The 18,271-nt window shown below is 73.6% G+C and carries 13 protein-coding genes; 9 read left to right on the top strand and 4 right to left on the bottom strand.

Translation table 11 applies throughout. The features are described 5' to 3' along the window. Nucleotides 1-40: 40 nt before the first annotated feature. Genes AB0I54_RS26460 through AB0I54_RS26450 form a run of 3 tightly spaced genes read right to left on the bottom strand, consistent with a single transcriptional unit; the run spans nucleotide 41 to nucleotide 2,026 of the window. Nucleotides 41-949: an aminoglycoside phosphotransferase family protein gene (locus tag AB0I54_RS26460; RefSeq protein WP_363298649.1), complete on the bottom strand. Its 909-nt coding sequence runs from the start codon at nucleotides 947-949 to the stop codon at nucleotides 41-43. Between the two features lie 43 nt (nucleotides 950-992). Beyond that, nucleotides 993-1,490, bottom strand: coding sequence for a ferritin-like domain-containing protein (locus tag AB0I54_RS26455; RefSeq protein ID WP_363298648.1), 498 nt, complete (start codon nucleotides 1,488-1,490; stop codon nucleotides 993-995). Next, nucleotides 1,487-2,026 carry a hypothetical protein gene (locus AB0I54_RS26450; RefSeq protein WP_363298647.1) on the bottom strand — a complete coding sequence of 180 codons (540 nt, stop codon included), beginning with the start codon at nucleotides 2,024-2,026 and terminating at the stop codon, nucleotides 1,487-1,489. Before AB0I54_RS26450 ends, AB0I54_RS26455 begins: the two co-directional genes overlap by 4 nt. Nucleotides 2,027-2,247: 221 nt before the next feature. Between AB0I54_RS26450 and rimP the strand changes: the two genes are divergently transcribed. From rimP to AB0I54_RS26405, 9 genes are all read left to right on the top strand, one after another. Next, on the top strand, nucleotides 2,248-2,751 hold the full coding sequence (gene rimP, locus AB0I54_RS26445) for a ribosome maturation factor RimP (RefSeq protein WP_363298646.1): 504 nt from the start codon (nucleotides 2,248-2,250) through the stop codon (nucleotides 2,749-2,751). Nucleotides 2,752-2,753: 2 nt separating this feature from the next. Further along, nucleotides 2,754-3,740, top strand: coding sequence for a transcription termination factor NusA (nusA, locus tag AB0I54_RS26440; RefSeq protein ID WP_363298645.1), 987 nt, complete (start codon nucleotides 2,754-2,756; stop codon nucleotides 3,738-3,740). 102 nt (nucleotides 3,741-3,842) lie between these two features. Then, nucleotides 3,843-4,139, top strand: a complete 297-nt coding sequence (locus AB0I54_RS26435) for a YlxR family protein (RefSeq protein ID WP_363298644.1) — start codon at nucleotides 3,843-3,845, stop codon at nucleotides 4,137-4,139. Nucleotides 4,140-4,285: 146 nt separating this feature from the next. Next, nucleotides 4,286-7,369 carry a translation initiation factor IF-2 gene (infB, locus tag AB0I54_RS26430; protein WP_363298643.1) on the top strand — a complete coding sequence of 1,028 codons (3,084 nt, stop codon included), beginning with the start codon at nucleotides 4,286-4,288 and terminating at the stop codon, nucleotides 7,367-7,369. Between the two features lie 669 nt (nucleotides 7,370-8,038). Next, on the top strand, nucleotides 8,039-8,332 hold the full coding sequence (locus AB0I54_RS26425; RefSeq protein WP_363298642.1) for a DUF503 domain-containing protein: 294 nt from the start codon (nucleotides 8,039-8,041) through the stop codon (nucleotides 8,330-8,332). A gap of 59 nt (nucleotides 8,333-8,391) precedes the next feature. Next, on the top strand, nucleotides 8,392-8,853 hold the full coding sequence (rbfA, locus tag AB0I54_RS26420; protein WP_363298641.1) for a 30S ribosome-binding factor RbfA: 462 nt from the start codon (nucleotides 8,392-8,394) through the stop codon (nucleotides 8,851-8,853). Beyond that, complete coding sequence (truB, locus tag AB0I54_RS26415; RefSeq protein ID WP_363298640.1) at nucleotides 8,850-9,755, top strand: tRNA pseudouridine(55) synthase TruB; 906 nt, start codon at nucleotides 8,850-8,852, stop codon at nucleotides 9,753-9,755. Before rbfA ends, truB begins: the two co-directional genes overlap by 4 nt. A 390-nt stretch (nucleotides 9,756-10,145) precedes the next feature. Beyond that, complete coding sequence (locus AB0I54_RS26410) at nucleotides 10,146-13,673, top strand: serine protease (protein WP_363298639.1); 3,528 nt, start codon at nucleotides 10,146-10,148, stop codon at nucleotides 13,671-13,673. A 127-nt stretch (nucleotides 13,674-13,800) separates the two neighbouring features. After that, nucleotides 13,801-14,748: a bifunctional riboflavin kinase/FAD synthetase gene (locus AB0I54_RS26405; RefSeq protein ID WP_363298638.1), complete on the top strand. Its 948-nt coding sequence runs from the start codon at nucleotides 13,801-13,803 to the stop codon at nucleotides 14,746-14,748. An 83-nt stretch (nucleotides 14,749-14,831) separates the two neighbouring features. Here the strand turns inward: AB0I54_RS26405 and AB0I54_RS26400 are convergent, their stop codons facing one another. After that, on the bottom strand, nucleotides 14,832-18,263 hold the full coding sequence (locus AB0I54_RS26400; protein WP_363298637.1) for an SCO5717 family growth-regulating ATPase: 3,432 nt from the start codon (nucleotides 18,261-18,263) through the stop codon (nucleotides 14,832-14,834). Nucleotides 18,264-18,271 lie beyond the last annotated feature (8 nt).

Here is an 18,271-nt window from a genome sequence, read left to right as displayed (position 1 = left end):
CCTGACGGCCGCCGCCGGCACCGACTCCGGCTCGCCAGGCCTAGAGCCACCCGGCGAACTCCAGCAACAGCTCGGCATCCTTCGGCCGTCCCACCCGGAGCGCTCGTACCCCGGACTCCACGGCCCGGAACAGGGTCCAGCCGCGCAGCCGGTCCTGGTCCACGTCCAGGGACTCGGCGAGCCGTTTGACCCGTCGGCGGGTGGTCGCCGCTCCCGACGGTGCGGCGATCAGGTCCTCCACGCGGTCGCGCACCAGCCGGGCCAGGTCGAAGGCGCACTCGCCGACCACCGGGTCCGGGCCCACCGCCAGCCACGGCGAACGTTCACCGGCGAGGACCTTGCTCTGCCGGAAGGTGCCGTGCAGCAGCCGGTGCTCGGGCGGCGCGGCCAGCAGTTCCGCGCGGACCGCGAGCGCCGCGTCGACCAGTGGCGCCGCCTCCGGATCCGTACCGGCGCTCGCCCGCATCGCCTCCGCCTGTCGGCCGGTCCGTTCGGCCACGGTCTCGAAGCGGGGCGCGGCGTCGTCGCCCGGAGGCTCCACCCACAGCCGTCGCAGCGTCCCCGCCGCCTCCAGCAGTGCCTTCGCCTCCGGCAGCGACCGCAGCGACACGTCCGGATGCAGTCGTTCCAGCAGGAGCACGCCCTCGGTCGCGGCGGGTTCCAGCAGTTGTACGGCGCCCAGGCCGTCCCAGTGCCGCAGCGCCGCCCGCTCGCTCTCCGGCCGGGCCCGGGGCGGGGCCAGCTTCAGCACGGCAGGGGTGCCGTCCGGCCGCCGCACCAGCACGACGAGGCTGCTGCGGCCGCCCGGCACCTGGACCCGCTCGACGGTCAACTCGCGTAGCGCGACGGCCTGTTGTGCCGCCTCCGGCAGCTTCTCCAACCAGTCGTCGCCCTCGGGCGCCGTCTCACCGAGTGCCCTTGCCAGGCGCTGCGGCGGTTCGAAAGCCATGCGCGAGTCGTTCCCTTCCTGCTGTACGGGGCGGCGTGTTCGGTCACGCCGACGCGGTCGCCGAGGCCGAGGCCGACGCCGAGGGCGATGCCGTACCGGCCGCCTGGCCCGCCCGCTCGGCGAGACCAGGGAAGGCTACGCTCTCCCCGCGCCAGCGCACTGCCCGCACCGCTGCTTCCCGCAGCGCCGCGGCGGTCGCGCCGCGTCGTTGGCCCATGGCCGCCCGCACCAGGTCGGAGTACACCCCGGCCACCCGGTCCTCCAGTTCGGCGGCGAGCCGGACCGCCGCGGCCGAGTCCGGCACCGGGAAGGGCAGGGCGTACCCGGCGCTCGCGGCGATGGGCTCACCGCCCAGGTCGCGCACCTCGCGCGCCAGCGCGTCCCGCCGGGCCCGGTGCGCGTCGTACGCCGTCTGCGCCTGGGTCCGCCGCTCCTTGCCGATCCGCCCGCCGACGACCCCGTAGCCGTACACCGCCGCGTGCTCGGCGGCCAGCGCCGCCTGCAACGCCTTCAGTTCGCCGTTCTTGGTCTCGTCGCTCACTTGCCAGCCTCCGTCAGCAGATACGCGTGCGCCGCCCCGGCCGCCGCCACCGAGGCCAGCAGCCGGGCCAGCTCGCCCGGGACGTCCAGAAGGGCCTTGGCCCGGCGGTCGGCCAGCGACCGCTCGGCGGCGGCGAGATCGGCGAGGGCGTCCTTCTCGACCGCCGGGACGGTCGGGGAGGCGGACGGGGACGCCGAGCCGGACTCCTTCGGCTTCGACGAGCGCGACGGCGCGGGCGTGGGCGTGCCGTCCGTGAACGCCCGCGCGTGCGCCGCGACCTCGGCCCGCAGTGGCCGCAGCCGCTCCGCGAGCGCCGGATGTACGGCGATCACCGCGTCGTACCGCTCCACCAGCCCCAGGCTGTCCCGGGCCGCACGCGCGCGTGCCCGCTCGGTGGCCGACGGACCGCCGCCCGTGTCGCCGTGCGGATCGGCGCCCGAGGAACAGCCCACGAGCAGGGCCGCCCCCGCGGCCGAGGCGAGCAGGGACCTTCTGCGCGGCCCCGAGGGGGTGCGCGAGAGCGGGGGGAACGGCACGGCAGACGTCCTCGGGAACTCGTACGAAGAAGGGGGGCGGGCTACGCCAGTGATCACGGTACCCGCGCACCCGTCCGGCACCAGTCACCGGCACCGCCCGGCACCCGTCATCGGCACCGCCCGGCCCCCGGGTGGACGGCAACACCGTCCGCGACCGGATACCCTTTGACCAGACACGCGACCCATCCCACAACAGCACACGCGGCCGAGGAGTCACCCGGATGAGCACCACCCAGAGCGAGAGGCTGCGGGAACTGCTGGAACCGCTCGTCGCCTCACAGGGCCTGGATCTCGAAGAGATCGCCGTGGACTCCGTCGGACGCAAGCGAGTGCTGCGCGTGGTCGTCGACTCCGACACCGGTGCGGACCTGGACCGGATCGCCGATGTGAGCCGTGCGCTCTCGGCGAAGCTCGACGAGACGGAAGCGATGGGCGAGGGCGCCTACGACCTGGAGGTCGGAACCCCGGGCGCGGAGCGCCTCCTCACGGAACACCGGCACTATGTGCGCGCCGTGGACCGGCTGGTCAAGTTCCAGCTGGCCGAGGGCGGCGAACTGGTCGCCAGGATCCTGAAGGTCGACGACGAGGGTCTCGACCTGGAAGTCCCCGGAGTGAAGGGCCGCAAGGCCACCGCCCGCAGACTCGCCTTCCCCGACATCGACAGGGCGCGCGTGCAGGTCGAGTTCAGCCGCAAGGACAAGAACGAGAAGGAAGAGGAGGCGTAGCCGTGGACATCGACATGAGTGCCCTGCGGGGCTTGGTACGGGAGAAGGAGATCTCCTTCGACCTGCTGGTCGAGGCGATCGAGTCGGCCCTCCTCATCGCCTATCACCGCACCGAGGGAAGCCGCCGGCACGCGCGCGTGGAGCTCAACCGGGAGACCGGGCATGTGACCGTGTGGGCGAAGGAGGACCCCGAGGACCTCGAAGAGGGCCAGGAGCCCCGCGAGTTCGACGACACCCCGTCCGGCTTCGGCCGCATCGCCGCGACCACCGCCAAGCAGGTGATCCTGCAGCGGCTGCGCGACGCCGAGGACGACGCGACGCTCGGCGAGTACGCCGGCCGCGAGGGCGACATCGTCACCGGTGTGGTCCAGCAGGGGCGCGACCCCAAGAACGTGCTCGTCGACATCGGCAAGCTGGAGGCCATCCTGCCGGTGCAGGAGCAGGTGCCGGGGGAGTCGTACCAGCACGGCATGCGTCTGCGCTCGTACGTCGTCCGGGTGGCGAAGGGTGTGCGCGGTCCGTCCGTCACCCTTTCGCGTACACATCCCAATCTGGTGAAGAAGCTCTTCGCCCTGGAGGTGCCGGAGATCGCCGACGGGTCCGTCGAGATCGCCGCGATCGCCCGTGAGGCAGGTCATCGCACGAAGATCGCCGTCCGGTCCACCCGTTCGGGTCTGAACGCCAAGGGCGCGTGCATCGGTCCCATGGGCGGCCGGGTGCGCAACGTGATGGCCGAGCTGAACGGCGAGAAGATCGACATCGTCGACTGGTCGGACGACCCGGCCGAGATGGTGGCGAACGCGCTGTCACCCGCGCGGGTGTCCAAGGTGGAGGTCGTCGACCTGGCATCCCGGTCCGCCCGGGTCACCGTGCCGGACTACCAGCTGTCGCTGGCGATCGGCAAGGAGGGCCAGAACGCCCGCCTCGCGGCCCGGCTCACCGGCTGGCGGATCGACATCCGTCCGGACACGGAGCAGCCCGGGGAATAGATCTCGGCCTGCGGTGGCTCAGATTACGTCAGGTTACAACGCGGCAACTGTTCGAGACCTTACCCAAAAGGGTGAGGTCGCCGCGGGGAGGTAGACTTAGCTGTGTCTGGCCGGATGCACGCCCGAGCATGCCCTGAACGCACCTGTGTGGGGTGTCGGGAGCGATCGGCCAAGACGCAACTGCTGCGCATCGTGGCGATCAAGGACACCTGTGTCCCCGATCCTCGCGGTACGCTGCCCGGCCGGGGTGCCTATGTGCACCCTGCCCTGGTCTGTCTCGACCAGGCGGTACGCCGCCGGGCGTTCACGAGGGCGCTTCGCGCCCCGGGAGCGCTCGACACAAAGGCGTTGCGCCGGTACGTCGAGCAGACGACAGTTGCCGAGCAGGCAACACCGTAAGAAGCGTCGCACGGAACGTCCGCGCGGCTCTGGTACCCCGCGAGTTGGAAGTAGGTCGAGATTGCGATGAGCACTCGATGAGCACGCGATGAGTACGCCCATGAAGTAGCGACGGTCCGGACGCACCCGGACCTAAAAGGAGCGAAGTGGCTAAGGTCCGGGTATACGAACTCGCCAAGGAGTTCGGGGTTGAGAGCAAGGTCGTCATGGCCAAGCTCCAGGAACTCGGTGAATTCGTCCGTTCGGCGTCCTCGACGATCGAGGCGCCCGTTGTACGCAAGCTGACTGACGCCTTCCAGGGTGGCAACGGCAAGTCCGCCGGCAAGCCCGCCCCGCGCAAGGCTGCCCCCAGGCCCGCCGCGCCCTCTCCGGTGCAGGCGGCCCGTCCGGCTGCTCCCAAGCCGGCCGCCCCCAAGCCTCCCGCGGCCCCGCAGCCCGCGGCCCCCGCGGCTCCGGCCCCGGTGACCCCCGCGCCGGCCGCTTCCGGTCCGCGTCCGGTCCCGGGTCCCAAGCCCGCGCCGCGTCCGGCTCCGGCCGCGCCCGAGTTCACGGCCCCGCCGTCGGCCCCGGCTCCGTCCCCGGCCGCCGCGCAGCAGGGTCCGCGCCCCGGTGCCCGTCCCGGCCCCGGCGGCCCGAAGCCCGGCGCCCGTCCGTCCGGCCCCGGCCAGGGCCAGGCCCGTCCGGGTCAGGGCGGTCAGCGTCCCGGTGCCCAGGCCCCGCGTCCGGGTGCCCGTCCGGCCGGTCCGCGTCCGGGCAACAACCCCTTCACGTCCGGTGGCTCCACCGGCATGGCGCGCCCGCAGGCGCCCCGTCCGCAGGGCGGACCCCGTCCCGGCGGCCATGGCGGCCCCGGCGGCCCCGGCGCCGGCCCCCGTCCGCAGGCGCCCGGCGCCCAGGGCGGCGGTCCGCGTCCGCAGGCTCCGGGCGGTTCCCGTCCGAGCCCGTCCGGCATGCCCCGTCCGCAGGGCGGTCCGCGTCCCGGCGGCGGTCCCGGTGGTCCGCGTCCGAACCCCGGCATGATGCCGCAGCGTCCCGCTGCCGGCCCGCGTCCCGGCGGCGGCCCCGGTGGTGGGCGTGGTCCGGCCGGTGCCGGTCGTCCCGGTGGCGGCGGTGGCCGTCCGGGCGGCGGCGGCGGCTTCGCCGGTCGTCCCGGTGGCGGCGGTGCCCGTCCGGGTGGTGGCGGCTTCGCAGGCCGTCCCGGTGGCGGTGGCCCCGGTGCCGGTGGTGGCGGCGGCTTCGGCGGTGGCGGCGGTGGCCGTCCCGGCTTCGGCGGTCGTCCGGGTGGTCCCGGTGGCCGTGGTGGCACGCAGGGTGCCTTCGGTCGTCCCGGTGGTCCCGCGCGTCGCGGTCGCAAGTCGAAGCGGCAGAGGCGCCAGGAGTACGAGGCCATGCAGGCCCCGTCGGTCGGCGGCGTGATGCTGCCTCGCGGCAACGGCGAGACCATTCGCCTGTCGCGCGGTGCCTCCCTCACCGACTTCGCGGAGAAGATCAACGCCAACCCGGCGTCGCTCGTCGCGGTCATGATGAACCTGGGCGAGATGGTCACGGCCACGCAGTCCGTCTCCGACGAGACGCTGCAGCTCCTCGCGGGCGAGATGAACTACGGAGTTCAGATCGTCAGCCCCGAGGAGGAGGACCGCGAGCTGCTCGAGTCCTTCGACATCGAGTTCGGCGAGGACGAGGGCGACGAGGAGGACCTGGTGGTCCGTCCGCCGGTCGTCACCGTCATGGGTCACGTCGACCACGGCAAGACCCGACTGCTCGACGCCATCCGCAAGACGAACGTCATCGCGGGCGAGGCCGGCGGCATCACCCAGCACATCGGTGCCTACCAGGTCGCGACCGAGGTCAACGACGAAGAGCGCAAGATCACCTTCATCGACACCCCGGGTCACGAGGCGTTCACCGCCATGCGTGCCCGTGGTGCGAAGTCGACCGACATCGCGATCCTGGTCGTCGCGGCCAACGACGGCGTCATGCCGCAGACGGTCGAGGCGCTCAACCACGCCAAGGCGGCCGACGTCCCGATCGTCGTCGCGGTCAACAAGATCGACGTCGAAGGCGCCGACCCGACCAAGGTGCGCGGTCAGCTGACCGAGTACGGCCTGGTGGCCGAGGAGTACGGCGGCGACACGATGTTCGTCGACATCTCCGCCAAGCAGGGTCTGCACATCGACAGCCTCCTGGAGGCCGTCGTCCTCACGGCCGACGCCTCGCTCGACCTGCGGGCCAACCCGGCCCAGGACGCGCAGGGCATCTCGATCGAGTCCCGGCTCGACCGCGGCCGTGGTGCCGTGGCGACGGTCCTCGTCCAGCGAGGAACGCTGCGGGTCGGCGACACGATGGTCGTGGGCGACGCCTACGGCCGAGTCCGCGCCATGCTCGACGACAACGGCAACAACGTCGCCGAGGCGGGCCCGTCGACGCCGGTGCAGGTCCTGGGTCTGACCAACGTCCCGGGTGCGGGCGACAACTTCCTGGTGGTCGACGAGGACCGTACGGCCCGTCAGATCGCCGAGAAGCGCGCCGCCCGTGAGCGCAACGCCGCGTTCGCCAAGCGCACGCGCCGCGTGTCCCTGGAGGACCTGGACAAGGTGCTGAAGGCCGGCGAGGTCCAGCAGCTGAACCTGATCATCAAGGGTGACGCTTCTGGTTCCGTCGAGGCCCTGGAGTCCTCCCTGCTCCAGCTGGACGTCGGCGAAGAGGTCGACATCCGCGTCCTGCACCGCGGCGTCGGTGCGGTCACGGAGTCCGACATCGACCTGGCGATGGGCTCGGACGCCATCGTGATCGGCTTCAACGTCCGTGCGGCAGGCCGCGCGGCGCAGATGGCCGAGCGCGAGGGCGTGGACGTCCGCTACTACTCGGTCATCTACCAGGCGATCGAGGAGATCGAGGCGGCCCTCAAGGGCATGCTCAAGCCGGAGTTCGAGGAGGTCGAGCTCGGTACGGCGGAGATCCGCGAGGTCTTCAAGTCGTCCAAGCTCGGCAACATCGCGGGTGTTCTCATCCGCTCGGGCGAGGTCAAGCGCAACACCAAGGCGCGCCTCATCCGCGACGGCAAGGTCGTCGCGGAGAACCTCACCATCTCCGGTCTGCGTCGCTTCAAGGACGACGTCACCGAGATCCGCGAAGGCTTCGAGGGCGGTATCAACCTCGGAAACTTCAACGACATCAAGGTCGACGACGTCATCGCGACGTACGAGATGCGCGAGAAGCCGCGGGCGTAATCGCGGCCGACGGCTGACGCTGGCCGACGGGGATCACTCCCTGTCGGCCAGCAGTCTGCCCACTCGCACATCCGACTGGGGTCGGCTGGAAAGGTGCCCGCCCGGTCCTGGGGCTCCGCTCCAGAACCCAGGTGGGACCCCGTCCCAGAACCCGGGTGGGACTCCGTCCCCTGCACCCTTTGGTTTGCCCATTCGCCCACCCTTCTCGGTTGGCCGGAAGGGCCGACCGGCCCGGTCCCGGGGCCTGCCTCGGAGCCTGGCTGGGGATCTCGTCCCTGGCACCCTCGTGGGGTCCGTCCGCCGGGCTTGGTTGGTCGGCGGGGCGCCCTCGCGCCTCCTCGACCGCAAGGTCGGCCCTGTTCGGGGGTGCAGGGGGCGGAGCCCCCGCCCGGGGGCTGGGGCGGGAGCCCCAGGGTGGGTGACCATCCCGCCGACCGAGTCGAGTGGGCGGGTGGGCGAGCCGTAGGGGGGGGCGCAGCCCCCGTCGGGTGGGGTCTGGGGCGGAGCCCCAGGGCTGGGCCGGCCTTCCAGCCGACCGAGTCGGGTGGGTGGGCGGGCAAAGACAAACCCCGTCGAGCCACCGGCAGGTTCGTTGTACGGTTCTGATGTCCCTGCTCACACCTACGCAGGGCCATCGATCCCGTACCGGCGGGTGAACCGGCTACACACATGTACGTGGGGACTCTGTCCTTCGACCTCCTCCTCGGCGACGTACGGTCGCTGAAGGAGAAGCGCTCCGTCGTCCGCCCGATCGTCGCCGAACTCCAGCGGAAGTACGCCGTGAGCGCGGCCGAGGTGGACCACATGGACCTCCACCGGCGAGCCATCATCGGCCTCGCCGTGGTCTCCGGAGACGCGACACACCTCACCGACGTGCTGGACCGGTGCGAGCGACTGGTCGCCGCGCGCCCCGAGGTGGAACTGCTGTCCGTGCGACGGCGTTTCCACGGTGACGACGACTAGACCGCACAACTCCACAGAACTCCACACAACGCAGAGAAGAAAGAACGGGAGACGGACCAGTGGCCGACAACGCGCGGGCGAAAAGGCTGGCGGACCTCATCCGAGAGGTGGTGGCCCAGAAGCTGCAGCGCGGGATCAAGGACCCGCGGCTCGGCTCGCACGTCACCATCACGGACACCCGGGTCACCGGGGACCTGCGGGAGGCGACCGTCTTCTACACCGTCTACGGCGACGAAGAGGAGCGGAAGGCCGCGGCCGCGGGCCTGGAGAGCGCCAAGGGCATCCTGCGCTCCGAGGTCGGCCGTGCGGCCGGCGTGAAGTTCACGCCGACCCTGGCCTTCGTCGCGGACGCCCTCCCGGACACCGCCCGGAACATCGAGGACCTCCTGGACAAGGCGCGCGCCTCCGACGCGAAGGTGCGCGAGGCCTCCGCCGGCGCCGCCTACGCCGGTGAGGCGGACCCGTACAAGAAGCCGGGTGCCGAGGACGAGGCCGACGAGACGGACGACGCCGCCGAATGACCAGCAAGCCCACCCCGCCCGACGGCCTCGTCATCGTCGACAAGCCGTCGGGCTTCACTTCGCACGACGTCGTCGCCAAGATGCGGGGCATCGCAAGGACCCGCCGCGTCGGCCACGCCGGCACCCTCGACCCCATGGCAACGGGCGTCCTCGTCCTCGGCATCGAGAAGGCGACGAAGCTCCTCGGGCACCTAGCTCTCACCGAGAAGGAGTACCTCGGCACCGTCCGTCTCGGCCAGAACACGGTCACCGACGACGCCGAGGGCGACATCACCTCGTCCACCGACGCCTCCAAGGTCACCCGCGAAGCCGTCGACGCCGGCATCGCCAAGCTGACCGGCGACATCATGCAGGTGCCGTCCAGGGTCAGCGCCATCAAGATCGACGGTGTGCGGTCGTACAAGCGGGCGCGGGAGGGCGAGGACTTCGAGATCCCCGCGCGACCCGTGACCGTCTCGTCCTTCGCCGTGTACGACGTCCGGGACGCCGTCGCCGAGGACGGCACCCCGGTGCTCGACCTGGTGGTCTCGGTGGTCTGCTCCTCCGGCACCTACATCCGGGCCCTCGCCCGTGATCTGGGCGCCGACCTGGGCGTGGGCGGACACCTCACCGCCCTGCGCCGCACGCGCGTCGGGCCGTACAAGCTGGACTCGGCACGCACCCTCGACCAGCTCCAGCAGGAGCTGACCGTGATGCCGATCGCGGAGGCCGCCGCGGCCGCGTTCCCGCGCTGGAACGTGGACGCCAAGCGGGCCCGGCTGCTCACCAACGGCGTGCGGCTGGAGATGCCCGACGAGTACGCGGGCACCGGTCCCGTGGCCGTCTTCGACCCCGAGGGCCGCTTCCTCGCGCTCGTCGAGGAGCAGAAGGGCAAGGCGAAGAGCCTGGCCGTCTTCGGCTGACCCGGCCCGGCCCGTTCAGGCCGGGGACCCGCGGGTGTCTGCCCGTGGAGCGGCGACCACGGGGTACATCCACTGCCGCCGCTCCACGGTCCCCCCTCGGTTCCCCCACCCCTAGGGTGTATCCACCCGCCCCCGCCTATTCACCCGACCGAGCAGGCGCTCGGAGTGAACCGGGGGAGCGGAAGGGGGCGCTTTCCCCGCGTGATCTGTCCCGCTGATCATTCCGCGCCTACCTTCGAAGACAGGGCACGGATGTACGGGCGGGGAGGTTCGATCATGGCGGTACAGGGCCTCGGGACCGGGTGCGGCCGCCGATCGGCGGCCGGTGCGCCGGAGGCGACGGATCAGCCGGCTCTTCCGGATCGGCCGAGTCCTTCGCATGCCTCCCTGGTGCGGATCAGCGACCTGGCCGGCCGGCCGCGCGGCACCGGCTTCCTGGCCGACCACCACGGCACGGTCGTCACCAGTCACGAGACGGTCGACGGCCTGTCCCGGCTCGTGCTGCACGCCGCCGGCGAGCGGACCTGCGTCGTCACCGCCGACGCCGTCACCGCGCTGCCCGGCCTCGGCCTGGCCCTCGTACGCACCGCGGGCCTGGGCGGGGACCCGCTTCCGATCACCGTGCGGGAGCGGATCGGGACCGGTACGTATGTGCGGATCGCCGCGGACCGCTGGCGCGAGGCCCGGGTGCTGGGCGCGACCCGGGTGACGTACACGGCCACGGACGGTGTCCATCTCCTCGGCGACGCACTGGAGTTGGCGATCGGCACGGCCGGGCGGGACGCGCTGCGGCTGGGTGGCGGGGCGGCCGGCGGGCCCGTGCTCGACGCCGGGACCGGCGCCGTGCTCGGTGTGCTCGGTACGGCGCTCCGGTCGGGTGAGCGCGACGCCGGCTTCGCGGTGCGGCTGCGCCCCGCCTCGGGCCCGCTCGCCGAGCTGCTCGCCCGCAACGCGGCGACCGTGCCCGCCTACGGCGCCGACCTCAACCTGGCGGGAGTACTGGAGCTCACGGCCACCTCGATCGGGCAGGACGGCCCGCCCGGAGCGCTCGACGGCCATGTCGGCCGGGTCGGCGCCGGGGGACCGGTCCCGGTGGAGCCGGTCGAACGGGCGGAGGCGACACGGGAGTTGACCGCCTTCGCGGCCGGCGGAGCCACCGCGCCCGGCCCTGCCGGAGCCGTCGCGCCCGGCTTTGCGGGAGCCACCGTGCTAGGCCTCGTCGGCGCCCCGGGCAGCGGTCGTACGACGGAACTGGCGGCCCTCGCCGCCCGCCGCAACCGCGGCACGGAACCGGCCCCCACGCTGTGGCTGCGCGGCGCCGATCTCAAGGACGGCGACGACTCGGTGGCCGACGCGGTGCGCCGGACGCTGGAGCGGGCGGCCCGTATCGTCACCGCGTCCCGGTCCCTGCTCCCCGGTGACCTGGGCGACATCACCCCGGAGCGCCTCGCCCGCCTCGCCCGGCGGACCGGCCGCCCCCTGCTGCTCCTCCTCGACGGCCCCGAGGAGATGCCGCCCGTCCTCGCCCACCGTCTGCGCGAGTGGACCGAGGGGACGGCGGCGTGGCTGCGCGAGACCGGGGCACGGCTGGTGGTCGCGTGCCGGGAGGAGTACTGGGAGGGCGCCGGGGCGCGGTTCCCGCGCGAGCTGCTGCACCCGTACGTCCCGGCCGACGCCCCGCACACCCTGCCGCCCTGCGTGCACCTGACCGACCTCACCCCCGACGAGGCCCACCGGGCCCGTTCCCGCTATGCCGTCCCGGTCGGCGCCCTCGCCGAGCGCGACGCCCGCCACCCCCTCACCCTCCGGCTCCTCTCGGAGGTCCGCGCCGCGCTCCCGGACGCCCCGGCCACCACCGGCCTCGACCGTCACGACGTCCTCTCCGCCCACCTCGACCTGATGTGCCTGCGCATCGCGGTCCGGCTCGCCGCCGAGAACGGTCTGCGGGGCACGGCCGTACGCCGTCTCGCGGCCCGGGTCTCCGGACAGATTCACGAGGCCGCCCGGCGCAGTCTGGGTCCCGGGCACGGCGAACTGGACCGGGAGTCCTTCGAGGCGGTGTTCCCCTGGGGCCCCGCCCCGGCCCGGCTCGGCGGCGGCACCGGCTGGGCGAACGCCGTGGTCGCCGAGGGCCTCCTGGTCCCCGCCGGCGCCGGCTACCGCTTCGCCCACGAGGAGCTCGCCGACTGGCTCCAGGGCATGCACCTCGACCTGGACGAGGCCCTGCGGGCCCTGGTCCACCGCCGCCGCACCCCGCCGTCGGCCGACCCCCTGTCCCTGCCCCTCCCGCACCACCGCGTCGGCCCCGTCGTCCAGGCCCTGCTCCTCCTCGCCCGCCAGCACGGCGCCCGCCGATCGTCCCGCCGTATGGAAGAGCTGATCCACGCCCTGGACGCCGACCCCGCTTCCTGGTGGGCCGCCCGGCTGCTCGCTCAGACGCTGCTGCGCGTGCCCGACGCGACGCCGTACACCGACGTGCTGCGCATGCTGGCCGACCGGATCGTCACCTGGCGCCGCCGACAGCGCCCGGTACCGGCCGAGTTCGGCCCCTCCTTCTGGACCGCCCTGCCCGTCCCGGACGACGAGCGCTTCGAGCTGCTGCGCCGGCTGGTCCTGGCGGACGAGGCCCCGCCGGAGCCCGGGGGAGCGGACGGGGGCCGGTCCGAGGCGCTGGGCGGAAACGCCCTCGACGTCCTCGGGACCCGTCCCGGCGGCACCCGGCACCTCCGCTACCTCGACGCCGTGGCCCGACTGCTCGCCGCCGACCCCACCGCCGTACAACCCCACCTGACCCGCTGGTTCGACGACGAGCGCCCACTGCCCGCGACCCCCCATGCCACCGTGGCCACGGCCGCGCAGGCGCTGCTGCACACCCATCGGCACGGCGCCCTGGACGACCTCACCGAGCTGTTGGTGAACAGCGCGCACCAGCGGTCCGACGAGCTGCTCTCGGTGCTGGCCGAGGACGAGCCGTCGGCCGTGTGCCGGGCGGTCGACCGGTGGGCGCACGACGCGCGGCCGGACCGGCGGGCGGCCGCGGTGGCGTACGGGCTGGGCGCCGCACCCCACGTCCGGACCGATGCCGACCGCGAGTTGCTGCGCTACGCGGCGCTCGCCCTGCTCGCCCGCCCCGCGGACCGCAGCCTGCACGGCGGCGCGCTCGCCCTCCTCGTACGGGACCCGCGCACCCGGGCCCGCCACCTCCCCCGGGCCCTGCGGCACTTCGCGTCCGGCGACCCCCGGATCCCGCCGAGCGCCCTGGTCCCCGCCCTGGCCACCCACCCGGACCCGGTCCTCGACGCCTTCCGCGACCGGGTGCGCGTCGGTCCGGACGCGGGCGAGGCGCTGCGCGCCCTCGCCGATGTCACCACACCCGCGCTGGCCCGCCGGGTCGCCGTGCTCGTCCGCGAGGCCGTCGAGCTGCGGCCGGACATCGCGGGGCACGTGGCGGCGTACGTCGACCGCTGCCTCGACCACGGCCCGGCCGCCCGTGCCGTGCTCCTGCCGCTGGTCACCGGCCTCCTCGACGCGGGGCCGGAGCGGGTGCGGGCGGCCGTCGCGGCCGTGCTCGCCGCGCCCGGCACCCCGGCCTCCCGCCCGCTGCGCCGCGAGCTCCTGGAGTTCCTGCTGACCCACGAGCGCGAGCCGGACGTCCTGGACGCCCTGCTGCACTCCGTCGCATACGGCGGCGAGGACGTCCGCGACCTCGTCCACCGCACCGGCCTCCTCCTGGTCCGCACCCCGGACGGAGCGACCCGCTTCGACCGCGGCCTGGTCGACCTGGGCCGCCACGTGCCCGGCTTCGCCGTGCTGATGGCCCGCTGGCTCACCGACACTCCGGACGAGTGGGCCGCGGTCGTGGGGCCCAGCACCCGGCGCATGATCGGGGACCTGGCGGGCGTCGGGGTCCCGGCCTGACCCCGGTTCCGCACGTGCGCCCCGTCACAGCCCCCATGCCGATGCGGGCCCGGGGCGCACGGCATGGCACCCTTAGACCTGCGTAACAGGTCGGAAGATACGGACACGGGTTCGAGGAGCGGTCACAGTGCAGCGCTGGCGTGGCTTGGAGGACATCCCCCAGGACTGGGGGCGCAGCGTCGTCACCATCGGTTCCTATGACGGAGTCCACCGCGGTCACCAGCTGATCATCAAGCACGCCGTGGACCGCGCCCGTGAGCTGGGCGTTCCCTCCGTCGTCGTCACCTTCGACCCGCATCCCAGCGAGGTCGTCCGCCCGGGCAGCCACCCGCCGCTGCTCGCCCCGCACCACCGCCGCGCGGAGCTGATGGCGGACCTCGGCGTGGACGCGGTGCTGATCCTCCCCTTCACGACCGAGTTCTCGAAGCTCTCGCCCGCCGAGTTCGTCGTCAAGGTCCTGGTCGACAAGCTGCACGCCAGGGCGGTCGTCGAGGGCCCGAACTTCCGCTTCGGGCACCGGGCCGCGGGGAACGTCGAGTTCCTCGTCGAGCAGGGCAAGGTCTACGACTTCGAGGTCGAGGTCGTCGACCTGTACGTCACCGGCGCGGCGGGCGGCGGCGAGCCCTTCTCCTCGACCCTGACCCGGCGCCTGGTCGCCGAGGGCGACGTCGAGGGCGCCCGCGAGATCCTGGGTCGCCCGCACCGCGTCGAGGGCGTGGTCGTACGCGGCGCCCAGCGCGGCCGTGAGCTGGGTTTCCCGACGGCCAACGTCGAGACGCTGCCGCACACCGCGATCCCCGCCGACGGCGTCTATGCGGGCTACCTCCACGCCCAGGGCGAGATCATGCCCGCCGCGATCTCCGTCGGTACGAACCCGCAGTTCGACGGCACCGAGCGCACGGTGGAGGCGTACGCCATCGACCGCGTGGGGCTCGACCTGTACGGACTGCACGTCGGCGTCGACTTCCTGTCCTATGTGCGCGGTCAGGCGAAGTTCGACTCCCTCGATGCCCTGCTGGAGCAGATGGCCGAGGACGTGAAGCGCTGCCGCGAGCTGATCGCGGCGGACGAGTAGGCGCACGACGACAAGCGGCGTCGCACAAGGGCGGCCGGTGCGTTCGAGGCACCGGCCGCCCTTCGTGTTCTGTCGCAGTCGCCCTACTCCTGGGACGGAGCCTGCGGCGGGTACGGCTGGCCCGGCTGCGGGTAAGGCTGCCCCTGCTGCGGCGGGTACGGCTGGCCGGGCGCCGGAGCCTGGGGGTAGGGCTGGGCCGGCGGCTGCGGCTGTTGGTGCTGTTGGGGCTGCTGCGGCGGGTAGGGCTGCGCCGGAGCCTGCTGCGGGTACGGCTGGCCCGGATACGGCTGCCCCTGCTGACCCGGCTGGCCAGGAAGGGGCTGACCCGGCATCGGCGGAGCGGCCACTGGCGGCGGGTTGCCGTCGTTGGTCCACAGCCCGTGCGCCTGCTGGTGCCGTACGAAGTCCTCGGCGACCATGGCCGCGAGGTTGAAGTACGCCTCCCGCACCTTCGGCCGCATCATGTCGAGGTCGACCTCGGCACCGGCCGCGAGGTGCTCGTCGAAGGGCACGACCACGACACCGCGGCACCGCGTCTCGAAGTGGCTGACGATGTCGTCCACCTTGATCATCTTGCCGGTCTCACGCACACCGGAGATGACGGTGATCGAACGGGACACGAGGTCGGCGTATCCATGCGCGGACAGCCAGTCCAGCGTCGTACTGGCGCTGCTCGCACCGTCCACCGACGGCGTCGAGATGATGATCAGCTGGTCCGCGAGGTCCAGCACACCGCGCATGGCGCTGTACAGCAGTCCGGTGCCCGAGTCGGTGAGGATGACCGGGTACTGCCTGCCGAGCACGTCGATGGCGCGCCGGTAGTCCTCGTCGTTGAAGGTCGTGGACACGGCCGGGTCGACGTCGTTGGCGATGATCTCCAGGCCGGAGGGGGCCTGCGAGGTGAACCGCCGGATGTCCATGTACGAGTTGAGGTACGGGATCGCCTGGACGAGGTCGCGGATGGTGGCCCCGGTCTCGCGGCGCACCCGGCGGCCGAGCGTACCGGCGTCCGGGTTTGCGTCGATGGCGAGGATCTTGTCCTGGCGCTCGGTGGCGAGCGTCGAGCCGAGGGCGGTGGTCGTGGTGGTCTTGCCGACACCGCCCTTGAGGCTGATGACCGCTATCCGGTAGCAGGACAGCACGGGCGTCCGGATCAGGTCGAGCTTGCGCTGCCGCTCGGCCTCCTCCTTCTTTCCGCCGATCTTGAACCGGCTCGGCGCCGCCGCAGGCCGTCCGCTCTTCGCCTTCTGCCGCTTGTTGTTGAGCAGCCGGTCCGACGACAGCTCCACGGCCGCGGTGTAACCGAGCGGCGCGGCACCCGGGTTGGTCGGCTGCCGCTGATCGTGCCGGATGGGCTGCGGCCAGGCGGCTCCGGCCCGGGGGTCGACGGGTTGCTGCGGCATCTGGGGCGCCTGGGGCGCTTGGGGAGCCTGCGGTGCTTGTCCGGGCTGCTGACCCTGCGGGGCGGGTGGCTGCGGGAAGCCGTAGCCGGCCTGGGGGTTGGGTGCGTCCGGTGTGCCGGGGGCGGCGGTGCCTGCGGGCTGCGGGAAGCCGTAGCCGACGGGCGCGTTGGGAGCCGGGGCCGGCGGCTGGGCCTGGGGCTGGGCAACGGCGTTGGGCTGCTGCGGTGCCGGAGGCTGAGGGGCTGCCGGGGCGGGGGCCGGTGCGCCGGGGTTCGGGAAGCCGTAGCCGCTCTGGGGGGTGGGCGGCTGAGGTGCCGGCGCAGCGGGGGCGGGCGGCTGCGGGAAGCCGTAGCCGGCGGGCGCGTTGGGAGCCGGGGCCGGCGGCTGGGCCTGGGGCTGGGCAACGGCGTTGGGCTGCTGCGGTGCCGGAGGCTGAGGGGCTGCCGGTGCGCCGGGGTTCGGGAAGCCGTAGCCGCTCTGGGGGTTGGGCGGCTGAGGTGCCGGCGCAGCGGGGGCGGGCGGCTGCGGGAAGCCGTAGCCGGCCTGGGGCGCCGGAGGCTGCTGTGCCGCAGGGACACCGGGGGCGTAGGGCTGCGGGGGCGGCGGGGGCGCGGGCTGGTTCCAGGCCGCCGGTGCGGGCTGCGGAGCCTGGGGCTGGAACGGCTGCTGCGGGGCCGGCGGCACGGCGGACGGGCCCTGCGCGGCCGCGGGCTGCGGCGGACCGGGCACTGGGTCCGGCTGCTGCGGCGCGGGCTGTACGGGCCACTGGGCCGCCGGAGCGGGAGCGGCGGACTGGTACGACGGCGGCAGCGGCGGCAGCCCGCCCTGCGGGGCCGGCGGCGGGGCCCAGGCGGGCGGGGCGTCCTGCGGCTCGGGGGGCGCGGCCGGTACGGCGTCCTGGGGGACCTCGTCCTCGGGCGCGCTGTCCTGCGGTACGGCGTCGGCAGGGGCGGAGTCCTGGGGCGACGCGTCTTCGTCGAACTCGGGCTCCGCGGGCGCCTCGTCGGCGACTTCGGCCTCGGTGGTGATCGCGTCGTCCGTCACGACCTGAGCCACGTCATCGGCGTCATCCGACACGGCGTCACCCTGAGGGGAGTATTCCGTGAGCTCGGCTTCGGCGGTCTCGGTCTCGGCCTCGGCCTCGATTTCCACGGAGTCGGACTCGACATCCTCGTCCGCCTCCACGTCCTCCGCAGCGGCAGCCTGCGGCGCGACCTCCTCAGCCTCGGCCTCGGCCTCCGCCTCTGCCTCTGCCTCCGCGGACACGGACCCGGTGTCCTCCTCGTCGGCCCCGTTCGCGACCACGTCGCCGTCCTCGGGCTTCTCTGGCTCGACGGCGGCCTCGGCCGCGGCCTTCCGCTCCGCGACCTCGGCGATCTCGCGCTTCAGCGCAACGGCGGAGAACCGCATGGTCGCGCCGCTCTCCAGGTCACCACTGCCGGACTCCTGCTCGTCCGTGACAGGAGCGGCCGCAGGCGGAGCCGGAGGTGCCGCGGGCGTGGAAGGAGCCCACTGGGCCTGATACCCACCCGCCGGAATGTTCGGAACGGCCGTCGGCGACGTGGGCTCCGCGGGCCGCTGCGCCGGTGGCTCCGCCTGCGGTTGCTGCGGCTGCTGTGGCTCGAACCCGCTCCCCACCGGCAGCCTCGGCACGGCGACGGGGCTCCCGCCCTGCGGCGCGGTCGGCGGCGCGGCCGGCGTGAAAGGCGCCCCCGGCGCAGGAGCCGCCGGAACGGGCGGAGTGAACGGCGCACCGGGCGCGGGTGCGGGCGGAGGCGGAGGCGGAGTGAACGGCGCACCGGGTGCCGGAGCCCCGGCCGCCTGAGTCGCGTGCGGGGGAGGGGTCAGCCCCGGAAGCGGAGCGCCCGCCGGGAACGGCGAACTCCCCGGCCCGGCCGCCCCGTCGGCACCCGCACCCGCGTCTGAACTCCCCGAACTCCCCGAACTCCCCGAATCCCCCGACGCCCCGGGCGACGCGTTCTGCGTGTACCAGGCGGGCGGTGCGTAGTCGATGGTGAACTCGCCCGTCGTCTCGATGGCGGACTCGGCGTCGGGCTGGTCATCGCCGGGTGTGGCCCAGCCCCCGCGGATCCCGTCCCGATCGCTGCTCACAGTTCCTC

It is taken from the genome of Streptomyces sp. NPDC050625 (genome assembly GCF_040654755.1).
In the GTDB taxonomy this organism is placed as follows: domain Bacteria; phylum Actinomycetota; class Actinomycetes; order Streptomycetales; family Streptomycetaceae; genus Streptomyces.
This window is presented reverse-complemented; position numbering and strand designations above follow the sequence as displayed.

What these genes read in the sequence shown, in the direction of transcription:
- AB0I54_RS26460 (WP_363298649.1), bottom strand. Translation starts at nt 949, where the DNA reads ATGGCTTTCGAACCGCCGCAGCGCCTGGCAAGGGCACTCGGTGAGACG.
- rimP (WP_363298646.1), top strand. Translation starts at nt 2,248, where the DNA reads ATGAGCACCACCCAGAGCGAGAGGCTGCGGGAACTGCTGGAACCGCTC.
- AB0I54_RS26425 (WP_363298642.1), top strand. Translation starts at nt 8,039, where the DNA reads ATGTACGTGGGGACTCTGTCCTTCGACCTCCTCCTCGGCGACGTACGG.
- truB (WP_363298640.1), top strand. Translation starts at nt 8,850, where the DNA reads ATGACCAGCAAGCCCACCCCGCCCGACGGCCTCGTCATCGTCGACAAG.